15 protein-coding genes are annotated in these 16,535 nt (G+C 56.1%); 11 read left to right on the top strand and 4 right to left on the bottom strand.

Going from position 1 to position 16,535, the window contains the following annotated elements:
- Nucleotide 1: 1 nt before the first annotated feature.
- Nucleotides 2-865 (bottom strand): hypothetical protein, encoded by an 864-nt coding sequence (locus IEW12_RS24645; protein ID WP_188568777.1) that lies wholly within the window; start codon nucleotides 863-865, stop codon nucleotides 2-4.
- 256 nt (nucleotides 866-1,121) lie between these two features.
- Here IEW12_RS24645 and IEW12_RS24640 point away from each other — a divergent pair, with 256 nt between their 5' ends.
- The 5 genes from IEW12_RS24640 (at nucleotide 1,122) to IEW12_RS24620 (ending at nucleotide 4,959) form a co-directional block, all read left to right on the top strand.
- Nucleotides 1,122-1,643 (top strand): phage regulatory CII family protein, encoded by a 522-nt coding sequence (locus tag IEW12_RS24640; protein WP_188568776.1) that lies wholly within the window; start codon nucleotides 1,122-1,124, stop codon nucleotides 1,641-1,643.
- 128 nt (nucleotides 1,644-1,771) lie between these two features.
- Nucleotides 1,772-2,359, top strand: coding sequence for a chromate transporter (locus IEW12_RS24635; protein WP_188568775.1), 588 nt, complete (start codon nucleotides 1,772-1,774; stop codon nucleotides 2,357-2,359).
- Nucleotides 2,356-2,940, top strand: a complete 585-nt coding sequence (locus IEW12_RS24630) for a chromate transporter (protein ID WP_188568774.1) — start codon at nucleotides 2,356-2,358, stop codon at nucleotides 2,938-2,940. The genes IEW12_RS24635 and IEW12_RS24630 overlap by 4 nt, the downstream gene beginning before the upstream one ends.
- A gap of 127 nt (nucleotides 2,941-3,067) precedes the next feature.
- On the top strand, nucleotides 3,068-3,922 hold the full coding sequence (locus IEW12_RS24625; protein ID WP_188568773.1) for a cell envelope integrity TolA family protein: 855 nt from the start codon (nucleotides 3,068-3,070) through the stop codon (nucleotides 3,920-3,922).
- 311 nt (nucleotides 3,923-4,233) lie between these two features.
- Nucleotides 4,234-4,959 (top strand): tetratricopeptide repeat protein, encoded by a 726-nt coding sequence (locus IEW12_RS24620; RefSeq protein WP_188568772.1) that lies wholly within the window; start codon nucleotides 4,234-4,236, stop codon nucleotides 4,957-4,959.
- Here IEW12_RS24620 and IEW12_RS24615 read toward each other — a convergent pair.
- Nucleotides 4,952-5,320 (bottom strand): hypothetical protein, encoded by a 369-nt coding sequence (locus tag IEW12_RS24615; RefSeq protein ID WP_188568771.1) that lies wholly within the window; start codon nucleotides 5,318-5,320, stop codon nucleotides 4,952-4,954. The genes IEW12_RS24620 and IEW12_RS24615 overlap by 8 nt on opposite strands.
- 171 nt (nucleotides 5,321-5,491) lie before the next feature.
- On the opposite strand from IEW12_RS24615, the gene IEW12_RS24610 reads away from it, so the two are divergent.
- Nucleotides 5,492-6,958 (top strand): aminotransferase-like domain-containing protein, encoded by a 1,467-nt coding sequence (locus IEW12_RS24610; protein ID WP_188568770.1) that lies wholly within the window; start codon nucleotides 5,492-5,494, stop codon nucleotides 6,956-6,958.
- A 223-nt stretch (nucleotides 6,959-7,181) separates the two neighbouring features.
- A complete protein-coding gene (locus IEW12_RS24605; RefSeq protein ID WP_188568769.1) occupies nucleotides 7,182-8,498 on the top strand; it encodes a dicarboxylate/amino acid:cation symporter in 1,317 nt (438 codons plus the stop codon).
- An 86-nt stretch (nucleotides 8,499-8,584) separates the two neighbouring features.
- On the opposite strand, the gene IEW12_RS24600 is transcribed toward IEW12_RS24605, so the two are convergent.
- On the bottom strand, nucleotides 8,585-9,817 hold the full coding sequence (locus tag IEW12_RS24600; RefSeq protein ID WP_188568768.1) for a TCR/Tet family MFS transporter: 1,233 nt from the start codon (nucleotides 9,815-9,817) through the stop codon (nucleotides 8,585-8,587).
- A gap of 237 nt (nucleotides 9,818-10,054) precedes the next feature.
- Here IEW12_RS24600 and paeA point away from each other — a divergent pair, with 237 nt between their 5' ends.
- Both paeA and IEW12_RS24590 read left to right on the top strand, forming a co-directional pair.
- Nucleotides 10,055-11,368, top strand: a complete 1,314-nt coding sequence (paeA, locus tag IEW12_RS24595; RefSeq protein WP_188568767.1) for a polyamine export protein PaeA — start codon at nucleotides 10,055-10,057, stop codon at nucleotides 11,366-11,368.
- A 77-nt stretch (nucleotides 11,369-11,445) separates the two neighbouring features.
- A complete protein-coding gene (locus IEW12_RS24590; protein WP_188568766.1) occupies nucleotides 11,446-12,717 on the top strand; it encodes an Hsp70 family protein in 1,272 nt (423 codons plus the stop codon).
- A gap of 774 nt (nucleotides 12,718-13,491) precedes the next feature.
- On the opposite strand, the gene IEW12_RS24585 is transcribed toward IEW12_RS24590, so the two are convergent.
- A complete protein-coding gene (locus tag IEW12_RS24585; protein ID WP_188568765.1) occupies nucleotides 13,492-14,007 on the bottom strand; it encodes a Spy/CpxP family protein refolding chaperone in 516 nt (171 codons plus the stop codon).
- 326 nt (nucleotides 14,008-14,333) lie between these two features.
- Here IEW12_RS24585 and IEW12_RS24580 point away from each other — a divergent pair, with 326 nt between their 5' ends.
- Together IEW12_RS24580 and IEW12_RS24575 are read left to right on the top strand one after the other, a co-directional pair.
- Nucleotides 14,334-15,056: a response regulator gene (locus tag IEW12_RS24580; RefSeq protein ID WP_188568764.1), complete on the top strand. Its 723-nt coding sequence runs from the start codon at nucleotides 14,334-14,336 to the stop codon at nucleotides 15,054-15,056.
- Nucleotides 15,057-15,058: 2 nt separating this feature from the next.
- The gene (locus tag IEW12_RS24575; RefSeq protein ID WP_229751330.1) at nucleotides 15,059-16,408 is read left to right on the top strand and encodes an ATP-binding protein; all 1,350 of its coding nucleotides are present in this window, start codon (nucleotides 15,059-15,061) and stop codon (nucleotides 16,406-16,408) included.
- Nucleotides 16,409-16,535: the final 127 nt, after the last annotated feature.

Genomic DNA, 16,535 nt, shown 5'->3' with positions numbered 1-16,535 from the left:
TTCAGAACTTTCCTAATGAGTAGTTGGAGGATTTGCTGATTCCCTTGCGCTTTGCCAGGTAGTAGATGCCGCCGCCGACCGCGGCCAATACCAGCAACCAGAACAGGACGCGCAATGTATGCATGAAAAAGCCGGGCTGCTCAGGCTGGCTGGCCCTGACCGCACCACTGCCGCCCCCTTGTCCGCCCACGCCATCGGCCATGCCGTCAGAACTGCCGGACGAGTTGGTGGAACCGTTTCCGCGGTCTATGATGACCCGCTCCCTATCGTGGCTATGCATGCTTTGGCCCAGCAGGAACCACATCCAGCCGTTCGACGAACCGCCGCCGTTGTTCTGGATGATCACCGGCGGTGCCGCCGCAGGAGCCTGCTGTACCGGGGCAGGTGAATACAGCGGGCCGCCCGCTGCCGATTGCTGGTTTTGGCTATCCTGGCGGGCTTTTGCCGCGTTCCTGGCGTCCAGCGTCTTTAATGCATTGGCATTGGCTGCATTCTTGTCCAGATCCTTGCCGAGCGCGGACCTGGACCTGGAGCTGCCGGAGTCCGATGATGGCGCAGAACCACTGTCTGAATTCTTGCTGAAAGAACCGAAACCGGTCTTTCTGCTACTGCTGCCCGAATCGGAGTCCGAACTGCCGGAAGATTTGCTGCTATTGCCGAAGTCGTAAGAAGAATTCTTCGATGAAGAGCCGGAAGACGATTTCTTTTGCGACGAAAATCCGCTCTTGAATGAGGAGCCCGATGTGCTGGAACGGCTGCTGCTGGCCGAGCTGGCCTGCGCATCGCTGACGCCGGCGACGGCTACCGCCGCCGCTATCGTCAGCACCATCATGCGCATCACTGCTATTGCTTTTTTCTGCATCATCTTTTTCCCGAATGCTATTTATAGGTACCCGACCAAGTCCGATATTTTTTCACGAATGCTATCATTTTAATAATAAAATCATCAACCCGATATTGGTAACAATACATTACTCCGAATACCGTGCTTCGCAACGTCCTTTGCCCATTTTCTGCTTTTTGTTCGGTACAATCTGCAAACTCTTCATCGTCGCTGCAGTGGAGGGAATCTTAGTAGACAGAAAAACAAAACGCATCGGTAATAAAAAGGGAAATTCACCATGACTCGCAAATACTCGGACATGAACCAGCACGATGCACTGTATAAAGTAGCGCGCGCCTATCCGGGAGGATTGGAAGCACTGGCACAGAAAATGGAAATTTCGGCCAATGTATTGCGCAACAAGCTGGCACCGGGCATAGAGTCGCACTACCCCTCGTTTGAGGAAACCTCGCTGATCGTGGAGTTTTGCCATAAGGCCGGAGTCAAGGATGCCTTGCTGCCGCTGCATGCCTTGCTGGGACGCCATGGCATGGCCGCCTTTGTGGTGCCGGAGCCGGAGCAGCTCAGCAATGATGATCTGTCGCAAACCGTATGCCGCGTGATGAGCCAGGTGGGCGATGTCGCCGAAGCAGTCTCTTCGGCACTGATGGATGGCGTGATCACCAATGCGGAAGCGGATCTGATAGAACGCGAATTCCAGGGCGCACTGACGGTGCTGGGCGAATGGCGCGCCAGGATACGGGCGCATAGCTCACGGCAGGAAACACGCGGCCCCGGCAAATCGCCGGAAGCAGCCTAAACGCTGCATCCGGCGTATCAAGTCTGCCCGCCTTGCTTTACAATAAGCAGGTCCAGCATGCGCAAACAGGTACTTACTTTTAGCAGCCCTTTGTTTGCGCCGCATTCCTCTAGTTGCCGAATTCACTAATGAACAGCTTGCCCCAGTCGCCTCCCGACCCAGCCAGTCCGCAACCCAAATCCCTGACCGACCTGTTTGTCTCCTTTACGCTGCTGGCGCTGCAAGGTTTCGGCGGCGTGCTGGCCATTGTTCAGCATGAGCTGGTAGAGAAAAAGCGCTGGCTGACCAAGGAAGAATTCGTCGAAGAATGGGCGGTCGCCCAAATCATGCCCGGTCCGAATGTAGTGAATTTGTCGATGATGATAGGCAGCCGCTATTTCGGCCTGCCGGGTGCCATGGCAGCGCTGGCCGGCATGCTGGTAGTTCCTTTGGTTATCATCCTGCTGCTCGCCCTGGTATATGCGCATGTCGCCGACCATCCCGGCGTGGCCGGTGCCTTGCGCGGCATGAGCGCGGTCGCGGCCGGCCTGATCATTGCGACGGGCCTGCGCCTGTACGGCGCGCTGAAAACCAATCCGCTCGGCATCAAGATTTGCACTGTATTAAGTGTGCTGTGCTTTCTCGGCATCGCCATCATGCACTGGCCGCTGGCCTATATCCTGATCGGCCTGGGTGGCATCTCCTGCATCCTGGTTTATAAGAGGCTGGGCGGATGACGACAGTATTGCAATTGAGCCTGGGCTGGAGCGACTGGCTGAACCTGTTCCTGCACTATCTGATGCTATCGCTGTTATCCATAGGCGGCGCCATTTCCACAGTGCCGGATATGCATCGTTATCTTGTCATTGAGCAACATTGGCTGACCGATCCCCAATTTAATGCATCCATCGCCATTGCACAGGCGGCCCCTGGCCCCAATGTGTTGTTTATTGCACTAATGGGCTGGAATATAGGCCTGAATGCAGGCGGTGTCTGGACCGGCTTGCTGGGCGTCATGATTACAATGGTAGGCATCTTGCTTCCCAGCACTACATTGACGTATATCGCAGCGAGCTGGGGTCACAAGAACCGCGAAATGCGGCCGGTGCGTGCCTTCAAACTGGGTATGGCGCCTATAGTAATAGGATTGCTGGTGGCGACAGGCTGGATTCTTGCTTCATCGCACAGTAATGCGGCGACCGACTGGCCCGTGTGGCTACTGGCTGCCGCCGCTGCGCTGATTGTCTGGCGCACCCGCATCCACCTGCTGTGGCTGCTGGCTGCCGGGGCGCTGCTGGGCTGGTTTGGGTACATCTGACTATATTATTAAGGCGAAAAAATTTGTTACATGTGTTTACTTCCGTTTGGGTTAAGCTTGCCCCTTTTAACGGGCCGCGACCAGCGAAATGCCGCCGTAAACGGGTTTTTCTCCTTGCATCTGAAACATGAAGTTTTATTTTGAGCAACCTGACGGCGAATGGGTAGAGCAAGGCGAAGCGCACCTGCACATCCGTTTTCGTCCACGCAACCTGCTCGGAATACTGATAGCCCTGCTGGTGCACGGCTTTTTGCTGTATCTGATCCTGACACACCACACCGAAAAAATCAAAAATGGCGGCGGTCAGGAGCAACCGCCTATGGTCCTGATCCTGGATCAAAAGACCATGGCCAAGATCGCGCAGGAAGCTGAGCCCAAGAAAACTCAGCCCAAGCCTTCCCCAAAAACGCCAAAGGCGATCACACCGCCGAGAAAATCCACGCCTAGCCCTATCATCGCACGGGAAACGCCGACACCTTCGCCGGTGCAACCGCCGCCGTCGGTGACGACCAATGAGCCTGACATGACGAGCATGCTGGCCGCCGCGCGCCAGCGCCGCCAGGCCGTCGAAGACAAGGCCAGGCAGGAAAACGAAGCCGCAGCCCAGTCCGGCCGTGGCATGTCGCCACAGGAAGTGGCGGAAGCGAACGTCAGGCGCAGTATGCAAAGGGCCAATACCGAGGGTACCGGCGGCGTATTCCAGATCTTGCGCAAGGGCACCCGCGAAGCCACTTTTGCTTTCAATGGATGGAAACCGAATGCGAATAATCGCTGGCGCCAGGTGGTTGAAGTCGATGCCGGTCTGGGTGGCGATGTCAACCTGGCCATCGTGCGCCGCATGATACAGATCATCCGTACCTACTACACCGGCGACTTCAACTGGGAATCCCGCCGCCTGGGACGCACAGTATCGATGTCTGCCCGCCCGGAAGATACCGCCGCGCTGGAAGACTTTATGATGCGGGAATTCGACTTCAGGTAGCTCACAACGGCAAAGGGTCGGATATCCACATTGCAGGCGGTGCCGGTCTGCAACCACTAAATACCCTCTTTATCGCCTCCTATGGGAATAGCAAAAAGCTACTAACTCAACGAGCTTTTTCGGCATTTTATTGCCAAAAATACTATTTTCCGTTTTACAATACTCAACCTCAATGTTGCGTAATATTTTTACGCCTTCATCTGACATCGTTGATCCGAAATGAATCGCGAAGCTTTTCTGCCTGTCAGCTTGCAGTTGCTTGAGCAGAATGAATAAACAATGTTCCTGCTTTCTTATATCGTGCGCGCACAATGCAAAAACGAAATATCCACAGTCTGCTCTGGTCACTGCTAATCTGCGCCTGCGCAAATCCCGCAGCACAAAAGTCAGAGTGGCAACGATTGAACGATGAAGCAACCGCACTCTATCAAGACGGGAGATATGACCAGGCTACCGCACTGGCAAAAAAATCCCTTCAGCTTGCCCAAAGCGACAACACACCTAATAATCCCGATGTGGCAACCAGCCTAAGCAAACTTGCCGCCATCTATGCGGCGCAAGGTTTTTTCGAGCAAGCAGAGCCGCTTAGCAGGCAAGCTTTAGCGATACGAGTCAAAAAACTCAATGCGGAAGATCCAGATATCGTTGCCAACCAGGCTCAACTCGCAGGTATAAACGCAGCTATTTTGGATCGTAATCGCACAATAGCTCCGTTCAAGCGGATAAGCACTGCTGCAAATTCCAGTTCAATTTTTCAAATTTTGAACAAGGACGCGCACTCAGCGACTTTTGCATTTAACGGCTCCGAACCTAATTCCCGTAAGCGCTGGCGCCAAGTGATTGAAGTTGATGCAAAGCAGGGTGAAGACATTGACCTGGCCATCGTGCGCCGCATGATACAGATCATCCGTACCTACTACACCGGCGACTTCAACTGGGAATCCCGCCGCCTGGGACGCACAGTATCGATGTCTGCCCGCCCGGAAGATACCGCCGCGCTGGAAGACTTCATGATGCGGGAATTCGACTTCAGGTAGCGCGTACCCAGCGACCTAGCTTTCTCTTTAGCCGCAGCAATAGCGCCAGCCTGCCGGCTTGCAGGCCGGTACGCACCGCCTCCGCCCATTTTTGCCAGCGGCTGGCGGGGCAGATCCGTATCAGTTCGCAGTGCTCATAGGCGGAAACCGTGGCCCAGCCTTTATTGCCCACCGTATAAGACTCCCCCTCCCGCAACACCAGCTCCGATTCAAAATACGGGGTTTCCATCCAGACCGGAGCGCTGCAGATACCGGCCTTGCCAAAACTCACATAGATCAGGTCCCCCTGAAGCGCCGGAAAGTGCAGGCGCTGGCCGGCGCTAAGCTGGGTACGGGTATCGCTGATATTGCTGACATGCATGGCGTTCTCCTTAGGTGACAGTATCTACAGCTTAGTCCCGCCTCTCCGTGCCTGACAGACACAGCAAAAACCTATCTGTATCGCATCAGCAGCCAATTTTCATATCTGTTATCGTCTGAATTCCTCCAGCCTGTATCTGTCCTGGCCGGGATAACAATGGAATGATGAGACATGGACACTCAAACCCTGTATCGCAAACTGGCGGCGCACTATGTGGCCGCAATCAAAGCCGGCACCCTGGTCAGCGGCGACCGCATGCCTTCGGTACGCAAGCTGATGCAGTTGCACGGTGTCAGCCTGTCCACCGCGCTGACGCTGTGCCGCCATATGGAAACCGAGGGCTGGCTGGAAGCGCGGCCGCGTTCCGGCTATTTTGTGCGGCAGCCGAAGCGTGTATCGCTGGTGCCGCTGGCCGAACCCAAGGCCGGGCAGGCGATAGACCCGGCGCAGTTTGTCGGCATCCATGAGCGGGTGTCTGCCATCATTTCGCAAGGGCAGAGGCCGGTGAAGGTTAACCTGGCACGCGCTACCGGCGCGCCGGAACTGTATCCCGAGCAGGAATTAAAAAACCTGGCGCTGCGCGCGCTGCGGCAGCGCCCGGACATCCTGACCAAGGCCTGCCCGCCGCGCGGCAACCAGGCCTTCAAGTCCACGCTGGCCAAACGCGCGATGGCCCATGGCCTGACAATTGCAGCCGACGATATCGTCGTCACCCACGGCTGCATAGAAGCATTGAACCTGGCCTTGCGCGCGGTTGCGCAGGCGGGCGACGTGATCGCAGTAGAGTCACCGACTTTCTATGGCCTGCTGCAGGTGCTGGAAAGCCTGGGCATGAAGGCGCTGGAAATTCCCACCAGCCCGCAGACCGGCATTTCGCTGGAGGCACTGGAACTGGCGATGCAGACCTATCCCAATATCAAGGCGGTGGTCGTAGTGCCGCATCTGCAAAACCCCCTGGGCAGCATCATGCCGGACGCGCACAAGGAAAGGCTGGTGCAGTTGTGCGATGCCCAGCACATCCCGCTGATCGAAGATGATTCCTACAGTGCGCTGGCCAATAGCGAGGTGCCGCTGCTGGCGGCCAAATCCTGGGACAAGACCGGCAATGTGATCTATTGCGCATCGCTGCACAAGATACTCGCGCCCGGCCTGCGGCTGGGCTGGATGGTAGGCGGACGCTGGCATGCGCGCATCAATATGCTGAAGTATGCACAGACCCGCTATAACGAAGAATGGGCGCAAATCATCGTGGCCGAGTTCATGGGTTCCAGCGCTTACGACCGGCACTTGCGGCGCCTGCGCAGCGCCCTGAAATCACAGCGGGAGCGCACCGCCGAGGCAATCGCTGCCTATTTTCCTGCCGGTACCCGGCTGACGATACCGGACGGCGGCGTATCGCTATGGGTGGAACTGCCGCAGCAGCTTTCTTCGCAAGCAGTATTTGATGCTGCACTACAGCAAGATATCCTGGTATCGCCGGGCCTGATGTTTTCCAATTCCAATCGCTTCGACCATTTTTTGCGCATCAATTGCGGCCTGCCTTATTCCAATGAGCTGGACCAGGCATTGCGCAAGCTGGGCCAGATCATCGCCGTGCTGATAGAAAGAAAACTCAAACGTCCGTCCATCGCAGCCTGAAGCTACAGCCAAGGTCCGTTGCGATACAGTAAGTTACACACCACGCAGCACTGCTGTGGAAACCCACAATTGCCCGTATGATGGGAATCGCTGATGATCACGGCCAAGCGCAAATTGGAAAAACCGATTTCCATGCTGCCGTCATCACCCCCATCGCTGATACGTGGGCATCTCTGATTTTGATGCGCAGTCTCAGTGCATAATTATTAATCGGAGACTAAGAATGAAGCAGCCGCTTTATAAATCCCTCTATTTCCAGGTCATCCTCGCCATTGTCATCGGCGTTCTGCTGGGCCATTTTTATCCGCAAACCGGCGCTGCGATGAAACCCCTCGGCGACGGCTTCATCAAGCTGATCAAGATGATGATCGCCCCAATTATTTTCTGTACTGTCGTGATCGGTATCGCCGGTATGGAAGACATGAAAAAAGTGGGCAAAACCGGCGGCATGGCGCTGCTGTATTTTGAAGTCGTCAGTACGATCGCACTGATCATCGGCCTGGTCGTCGTCAATGTACTGCAGCCTGGCGCCGGCATGAATGTCGACCTCACCAAGCTCAACTCCAAAGAGGCGCTGGCCTATGCGGGCCCCGGCAAACTGGCCGGCATCGTCGAATACCTGATGGCGATGATACCGAATACCATCTTTGATGCCTTCGCCAAAGGCGATATCCTGCAGATTCTGGTGGTTGCCGTGTTCTTCGGCTTTGCGCTGCACCGCTTCGGCGGCCGCGGCACGCTGGTATTTGATTTCATCGAAAAGACTTCGCACGTACTGTTCGTGATCGTCGGCTACATCATGAAAGCAGCACCTATCGGCGCTTTCGGTGCGATGGCTTTCACCATCGGCAAATACGGGGTTGCCTCGCTGCTTTCGCTGGGCTACCTGATGGGTACCTTCTACATCACCTGCCTGATCTTCATCTTCGGCGTACTGGGACTGATCGCTTACTGGCACGGATTTAACATCTGGAAGTTCGTGTCCTATATCAAGGAAGAGCTGCTGATCGTATTGGGTACTTCCTCTTCTGAATCCGCACTGCCGCGAATGATGGCAAAGATGGAAAACCTGGGCGTGAAAAAATCCGTGGTCGGCCTGGTGATTCCTACCGGCTACTCCTTCAACCTGGATGGCACCGCAATCTACCTGACGATGGCTGCGGTCTTCATCGCGCAGGCGACCAATACTCCATTGACGATAGGCCATCAGATTTCCCTGCTGATCTTCTTGCTGGTCGCCTCCAAGGGTGCAGCGGGCATTACCGGTAGCGGCTTCATCGTTCTGGCGGCGACGCTGTCTTCCACCGGCACCATCCCGGTTGAAGGCCTGGCGCTGATCCTGGGCATAGACCGCTTCATGTCCGAAGCACGTGCGCTGACCAACCTGATCGGCAATGGCGTCGCCACCGTCGTAGTCGGCAAATGGGGTAATGACGTGGACATGGTCAGGCTGGGCAAGGTCCTGAACAAGGAAGTGGAGCCCGATGCAGACAACCCGGAAGCCGTGTTGGATCACACCACTGCCCATATGGCTCGCTAAACCGGATTGCTGAATAATCAGCAATCCGAACGGGCAAAACAAAAGCAGACTATGGTCTGCTTTTTTATTTGGGTACCGCCTCTCCGTTATGCGCCAGCCGGCGCAGCACGCAAATGGCGGTAGGCAATAGTCAGCGCCAGCCCCTGCATGACCGCGGCCATGAAAAACGGCGCTCCCAGCAAAACGCTGCCTTTGGCCTGATGGCTGACCTGGCCCAATAAAAAGGTGCCTGCCAGCGTAGCCGCCACGCTCATGATGCTGGCCAGGGCTGTCAATGAACCCATCGCTGCACCTTGCGACTGCGGCTCTACCGCCTTGGAAAAAATAGCCTGCAGCGCCGGGCCGGAAGCAAAGCCGAGCACGTTGCACAAGATCAGCGCATACATCATCCAGCCCTGCGTCGCCAGCCCATACAACAGCAATGCGGTGGTGGACGAGGCCAGTCCTATCAATACCGCACGCGCATCGCCAATACGCTTGATCAGCCTGCCCAGGAATACGCCCTGCATCAGCACGCTGGACACCCCAACCACGAAGAGCGACAAGCCGTTCTGCAGCGGGCTCCAGCCGAAGCGCAGCTCTGTTGACAGGACCCAGGTGGTTTGCAGCGTGAATTGCGCAAACATGGACAGCGCATACACGATCACCAGCGGACCAACATTGGCCAGCTTGGCCAGGCCCATCAAACCGGTGAAAGGATTGGCCTTTTGCGCGGAGAAAGGCTTGCGCATATGCTGGGGCAGCGATTCGGGCAGGCTAAAACAGCCGTAAGCAAAATTTGTCAGCGAAACAAGCGCTGCCAGATAAAACGGATAATGGGTATTGATCTCGCCCAGTACGCCACCGAGCACGGGGCCGCAGATAAAGCCCAGGCCGAACATCGCGCCTATCTTGCCCAGCGCGCGGCTGCGGTTTTCCAGCGTAGAGACATCGGCAATATAGGCATTCGCCACCGACAGGTTGCCGGCGGTCACGCCACCCAGGCCGCGCGCCACCACCAGCCAGACGATCGAAGTCACCGCCGTCATCAGCAGGAAATTCACTCCCAGGCCGAAGACGCAGAGCAGCAGGATAGGGCGGCGGCCATAGCGGTCACTCAGCGCTCCCAGTATCGGTGCGCAAAAGAATTGCGCGATACCGTAAATCGCCACAATGATGCCGTACCAATACGCTTGCGCATCGGCTTGCGGCGCAAATTGTGACACCAGCCTGGGCAACACAGGAATGATCAAACCTATGCCGAGAATGTCCAGGAACACCGTAATCAGGACAAATTTAACACTCGGTTGCAATGAGGGCGCGGAAGTTTTTTGCTGCATGAAGCTGCCACTTTCAGAGAAGAACGCTACATTTAGGAAAATTTATGTGACAACTGTTGTTCAATACACCTCGCTGGGGAATTACCATAGTATATGATTGCAAGAATATCTATGAAGAGAAACCCTGGGCAGGCCGCCGATTGCTTCTATTTGCGCCCGCCCAAAGTTTTCGCCCCCCCCCCATTCCTCGCACCGCCCGGACAGCGGCCTTGCATGGAATGCTGAAAGGAATTGCCCATGGCCTTATTTGACCATTTTCTTGTGATCGCTTTATTAATCGCGATCAGTGCGTTTTTCTCGATGTCGGAAATTTCCCTGGCAGCCGCACGTAAATTGAAGCTGCAGGTACTCGCTGCCGAAGGCAGCCTGCGCGCTGCGCGCGTGCTGGAGTTACAGCAGCAGCCCGGCCACTTTTTTACTGCAGTACAGATCGCGCTGAACGCGGTATCGATACTCGGCGGTATCCTCGGCGAGCAAGCCTTGTCGCCTTATTTTTCCAGCGCCTTCCATGCAATGCTGGGCGACCGCCCCTGGGTAGACAGCGCCAGCTTTCTGGTGGCCTTTGTGCTGGTCACTTCGCTGTTCGTGCTGTTTGCCGACCTGATGCCGAAGCGGCTGGCGATGACCGCGCCGGAATCGATAGCGATGGCCGTCGTCGGGCCGATGAACGGCTGCGTCAGCCTGCTGAGTCCGCTGATCTGGATCTTCAACGGCCTGGCCAACCTGATCTTCAAGCTGTTCAATATCTCTACGCAGCGCGATGAGAAGATTACGTCCGACGATATCTATGCGATTGTCGATGCGGGAGCCGAAGCCGGCGCCTTGCTGGAAAGCGAACATCATTTGATCGGCAATGTGTTCGAACTGGAAAACCGCACGGTATTGTCGGCGATGACACAGCGCGGCGACATCGTCTATTTCACGCTGCAGGATACCGACGTCGTGATACGCCAGAAAATCGCCGAGCATCCGCATACCAAGTTCCTGGTCTGCGACGGCCATATCGACAACGTGGTCGGCTATGTGGAATCCAAGGATATCCTGAAACGGGTACTGACCAACCAGGCCTTTACCAAGGTGCAGGAGTTGTCCATGCGCACTGCGCTGGTAGTGCCGGATTCGCTGACACTGTCTGAAATGCTGGAACACTTCAAGGGCACGCGTGAAGATTTCGCAGTGATACTGAACGAGTACGCACACGTCGTCGGCGTGATCACACTGAATGATGTGCTCAGCACACTGATGGGCAACCTGGTCCACCCTTTCGGCGAAGACCAGATCGTGCGCCGCGATGCAGATTCCTGGCTGATAGACGGCGCTACTTCGGTGGACGACGTCTGCCGCGCGCTAGGCCTGGATGAATTGCCGGAGCAGGAAAGCTATGAAACTATCGCCGGCTTCATGATGACCATGCTGAAAAAAATCCCGAAACGCACTGATTGCGTGTTCTATGGCGGCTATCAATTCGAGGTCGTGGATATCGATCACTACCGTATTGACCAGTTGCTGGTGGTGCGTGCGGACAAACCCGTTAATTCAGTGACAAATTAACAGCATTTCATAATAAAAATGACGAGACGCCCTGCTTCGTTCTATAATCGCTGCCCACTTTTTAATCAGGAAGCGTCATGGCAATTGCATGTGGAGTGGATTTCGGCACCTCCAATTCGACCGTAGGCTGGCACCAGCCCGGCAAACCTGCGTTGCTGGCGCTGGAAGAAGACAAGACCACCTTGCCTTCGGTAGTATTTTTCAATGCCGAGGACGACCACGTCAGCTACGGCCGTGCCGCACTGAGCACTTATCTGGCCGGCTACGAAGGCCGCCTGATGCGCTCGATGAAAAGCCTGCTGGGTACCAGCCTGATCGACGGCCAGACCGAAGTGCAAGGCCGGGCCTTACCGTTCCGCCAACTGCTGGCCTACTTCATCGGCGAACTGAAAAAGCGCGCCGAGCAATCCGCCGGCCAGAACTTCACGCAGGCAGTATTCGGCCGCCCGGTGTATTTCATCGACGACGACGCTGCGGCAGACAAGAAAGCCGAAGCAACGCTGGAAGAAATCGCCCGCGCAGCAGGCTTTCGCGACATCAGTTTCCAATACGAACCGATTGCCGCTGCCTTCGATTATGAATCCCGCATCGACAAGGAAGAACTGGTACTGATCGCCGACATCGGCGGCGGTACTTCCGATTTTTCGCTGGTACGCCTGTCACCGGAACGCGCCAAAAAAACCGAGAGGCGCGACGACATCCTGGGCAACGGCGGCGTACACATAGGCGGCACCGACTTCGACAAATACCTGAGCCTGGGCCACGTGATGCCGCTGCTGGGCCTCGGCGGCCGCCTGGGCAGCAACACCGATGTACCGTCCGGCTATTACTTCAACCTGGCAACCTGGCACACAATCAATTTGAACTACACGCAAAAGATCTGGCGCGAACTGCAGGATGTGTACCGCGACATCAGCGACGCCAACGTGCGCGATCGCTTCGACCGTCTGCTGTACCTGATAGAACAACGCGACGGCCACTGGCTGGCGCTGAAATCCGAAGAGGGCAAGATACTGCTGTCCAGCCAGGACCAGATAGACCTGCCGCTGGAACGCCTGCGCAACAAGAGCGGCACCGCATGCAGCATGAATCTGGACCAGGCCGGCTTCCAGACTTCGATCTCGCACCTGATCACCAGCGTCGAACAGGCTGTTGCCAAGGTATTGAGCGACGCCGGCGTCAAGGCTGCCGAAGTCGACACTGTATTCTTCACCGGCGGCTCCAGCGGCGTACGCGGACTGCGCGATCGCATCGGTGCTATCGTGCCGGATGCGAAGAAGGTGGAGGGGGATTTGTTTGGGAGTATTGGGGCGGGGTTGGGATTGGATGCGTTGCGCAAGTTTGCGTAACTTACGCTTGATATCAAGCTATCGTGGTCGCCGCCTTTTCTGGCTGCGATAACGCTTAGATTTAATTTAAGATTGCTGGCCGGGGGTAGCCCGGCATGCTACTCACTTTTTTTGCTTCGCACCTCGGCGGCCCCCAAGAAAAAGTAAGCAAAGAAAGGCGACCGCAAGCCTCGCTCCTTCGGGGTGCCCGATTATTCGGCCCAAAAAATGGGAAACAGGCGAAACTCGCTGCGCTCAGACACACCTGTTTCTGATCCATTTTCTGTACCGCACAATCGGCGAGGCTCCGAGCGGTTTAAGGTCAAAAGCCAAGTCAAAAACAACGGCAACCAGATTCTCTTTTTTCAAAAGAATCTCACTATTCAAATTAAGTTGGCTTGATGTAGGGGTTGGGGTTGTTCTTGACGCCGCTTTTGAATTACCCCCGCTCGGGACGCAGCATTTTGTGCTTTACAGAAAATGGATCAGAAATGAACGTTGTCTGAGGTGTAGCAGGGGTTTCACGGAGCACTGCTCCGTGCCTGCGGAACGGTATCCGCTTGCAAGCGGATATGCGCCCTGCAAGGGAAGCGAGTTTCGTTCATTTCCCATTTTTTGTAGTGCAGCAAAATGTGATGGCGCTACGCGCCATCACCCGAAGGGCAAGTCTGCGGTCGCCTTTCTTTGCTTCCTTTCTTTGGCGAAGCAAAGAAAGTAAGTGGCCGCCGGGCCACCCCCGGCCAGCGATCTTAAATCACAAGCAGCCATACTTCGAAGAAGTAAAACCCAAAGCTACTACTTCTTGTCAGAAGGCTTGCCATCACCGCCATGATGCCCCCACCCACCCCGATGTCCACGCATATGACGATGCGCGTCATCAAAAGTCTTTTGCTGCTCAGGCGTCAGCACTGCATAGAAAGTCTTCAATGCTGCCAGATGCGCTTCCATCTTCGCCTGATGTTCTTTCATCATTTGCAGGCCCTTTTCCATGCGGTCCGGCGTATTCAGCTTTTCGAAAGCCTTGCGGTCTTCCGGCTTGTGCGCTGGCATGGGGCCTGGTGCAGTCGCGTCGATGAAAGTTTTCCAGGCTGGTTCCTGCGCGGCAGTCAGTTTCAGCTTGTCGTGCAGTTCAGCCTGGTGCTTGGCCATGCGGTCCTTCATTTTTGCCGCCCATTTGGCACGGTCCGCTTCGCTCGGAGCGTGCCTTGCCGGTGTTGATGCGGCCGGGGCGGAAGCGCTTTGTGCGTAGGCGCCGGCAGCCATCGTCAATGCGGTCAATCCTATAAAAAACTGGTTTTTCAACGATTTCATGATCTTCCTTTTGGTGGATAAATTAAAGTCATGCACCTGGTGGGCAACGCTGGGCTAAATATACTGGCTGCTTGCAGCACCTTGCGGCGCAGGCTTTCTGTGCCTTGCACATGGGAAGCATGTTGGCCTACTTATGTAACTGGCAAGTGTCTCTGCTCTCGGCCTTTGTATCGCAAAGTAACAATTCAGACCACGTGCGGGGAATCTTTGTTTCGCACTGTTTCCCAAGCGATTTATCCTAACAAGTGGATACAAAAACGCTTTTTATCTACGGCGGATGCCTCCATAATAGCCATCAAGAACAATGATGAGTGATGATGGCAAGTATGGATACACCTACCAAAGTATTAATCGTCGACGACGACCGCGACATCCGCAGCCTGCTGGCCGATTACCTGAACGGTAACGGCTACGACACCGTCACCGCTGCCGACGGCATTGCCATGTGGGCCATGCTGGACGAGCACCACATCGATCTGGTCGTGCTGGACCTGAACCTGCCCGGCGACGACGGCCTGACACTGTGCCGCAACCTGCGCGCCAAATCTTCCGTGCCGGTCATCATGCTGACCGCGCGCGGCGAACCGCTGGACCGCATACTCGGCCTGGAAATGGGCGCCGACGATTATCTGCCCAAGCCTTTCGAACCACGCGAGTTGCTGGCAAGGGTGCGTAGCGTGCTGCGCCGCACACAAACTTCCAGCATGGGCGCCAACGGCGAACAAGTGCAAAAACTGAAATTTGCAGAATGGACGCTGGACCTGACCGCGCGCCACCTGATCAGCCCCGAGGGCATGGTCATTGCGCTGTCCGGCGCAGAATTCCGCATGCTGGGCATCTTCCTTGATCACCCGAACCGTATCTTGAACCGCGACCAGTTGCTGAACATGACGCATGGCCGCGACGCCGATCCGTTTGACCGCTCCATCGACATCCAGATCAGCCGCCTGCGCCAGAAATTGCGGGAAGATGCGCGCTCGCCGCAAATCATCAAGACTGTCAGGAATGGCGGTTATGTGTTGTCCGTCGCCGTCACTGCTGAAAATTAATCATGAAAATCCTCAGCTCCATGTCAGGCCGGGTATTCGCCATCTTGCTGCTAGGCGTGGTGAGTTCCACTGCGCTGACCTGGTGGCTGGCTTTTGGCGAACGTCAAAAGACGATAGCGCAATATCGCGAATCCCATTCCGTGGAAAGGGCCGAGCAATTGCTGCTGGCGCTGGATGCGCTGCCCGCGGATAACCGCGAAGCTTTCCTGGAAACGGCTCCACGCCTGGGCCTGCAGCTCAGCAAGCTGCCGGCCGCGACTTCCGATGATGAAATGCATACGCCGTTTGCCTATGCACTGAAAGAACGGCTCAGCAATAAATTCAAGGTGCAGTTCCTGCCCATGAATCCTGAGAACTGCCCTGCGCCGCTGTCGCCGGAAGCCAGGGGCGTGCGCGGGCCGTGTGAAGCGCTTGGCCTCATCTTGCATGACGGTACAACCGTGCGCCTGACGGTCTTGCCGCCGCGCAGCCCGGTGCCGCCGCTGAGTACGGATTTCGTCGTTTCGCTGGCATTGTTCCTGACCAGCATAGGTGTACTGGCTTTCCTGATCTCACGCATGACCATGCATCCGCTGAAGCAGCTGGCGCAGGCAGCAAAAGATCTGGGTAACGATATCAATCATCCGGCGCTGGAAGAAAAAGGCGCGGTCGAAATCGTGCAGGCCACGCATGCGTTCAACTCCATGCAATCGCGTATCCGCCACCATATCCAGCAGCGCACTCACATGTTGGCCGCGATCACGCACGATTTGCAAACCCCGCTGACCCGCTTGCGCCTGCGGCTTGAGAAGGTCAACGACAATGAATTGCGCGACAAGCTGATCGACGATCTGTCGGCAATGCAGGCCATGGTCAAGGAAGGCCTGGACCTGGCGCGCAGCATGGACAGCAATGAACCGCTAAAACCGCTGGACCTTGATTCATTGATAGACAGCGTTTGCGCCGATGCAGTAGATGCCGGACAAGAGGTCAGTTTCGACGGCAAGCCCGGCATTACCGTAATGGCCAGGCCGGTCGCTCTGCGCCGCTGCCTGATCAACCTGATCGACAATGCCGTCAAATACGGGCAATACGCAAAGGTCAGCACGGAAGCGGTGAACGATGCCGGCAAGCGGCTGATACAGATTTGCGTGCGCGACGGTGGCCATGGCATCCCGCCGGACCAGTTGAATAAGGTATTCGAACCCTTCTATCGCGTGGAAACCTCACGCTCACGCGACACCGGCGGCACCGGCCTGGGACTGACCATCGCACAGAACATCGCGCAACAGCACGGCGGCTCACTGCAACTGGTGAACCTGCAAGAAGGCGGCCTGGAAGTCAGGCTGACCCTGATGGAAAAAGCTGCCTGAGAAAAACCAAGTCGCAAGCCGAAACCCGTAAACTCCAAAAACATACGGCTTGATTGCCGTTGCTGTTGACCTACTTCCGCTGGGGACGCTGCATTTTGTGCTTCGCAGAAAATGGATCAGAAATGAA

It is taken from the genome of Parundibacterium terreum (assembly GCF_014636315.1).
GTDB classification, from domain to species: domain Bacteria; phylum Pseudomonadota; class Gammaproteobacteria; order Burkholderiales; family Burkholderiaceae_D; genus Undibacterium; species Undibacterium terreum.
Note: the sequence above shows the minus strand (reverse complement) of the source record. Positions and strands in the feature narration are given on the sequence as shown.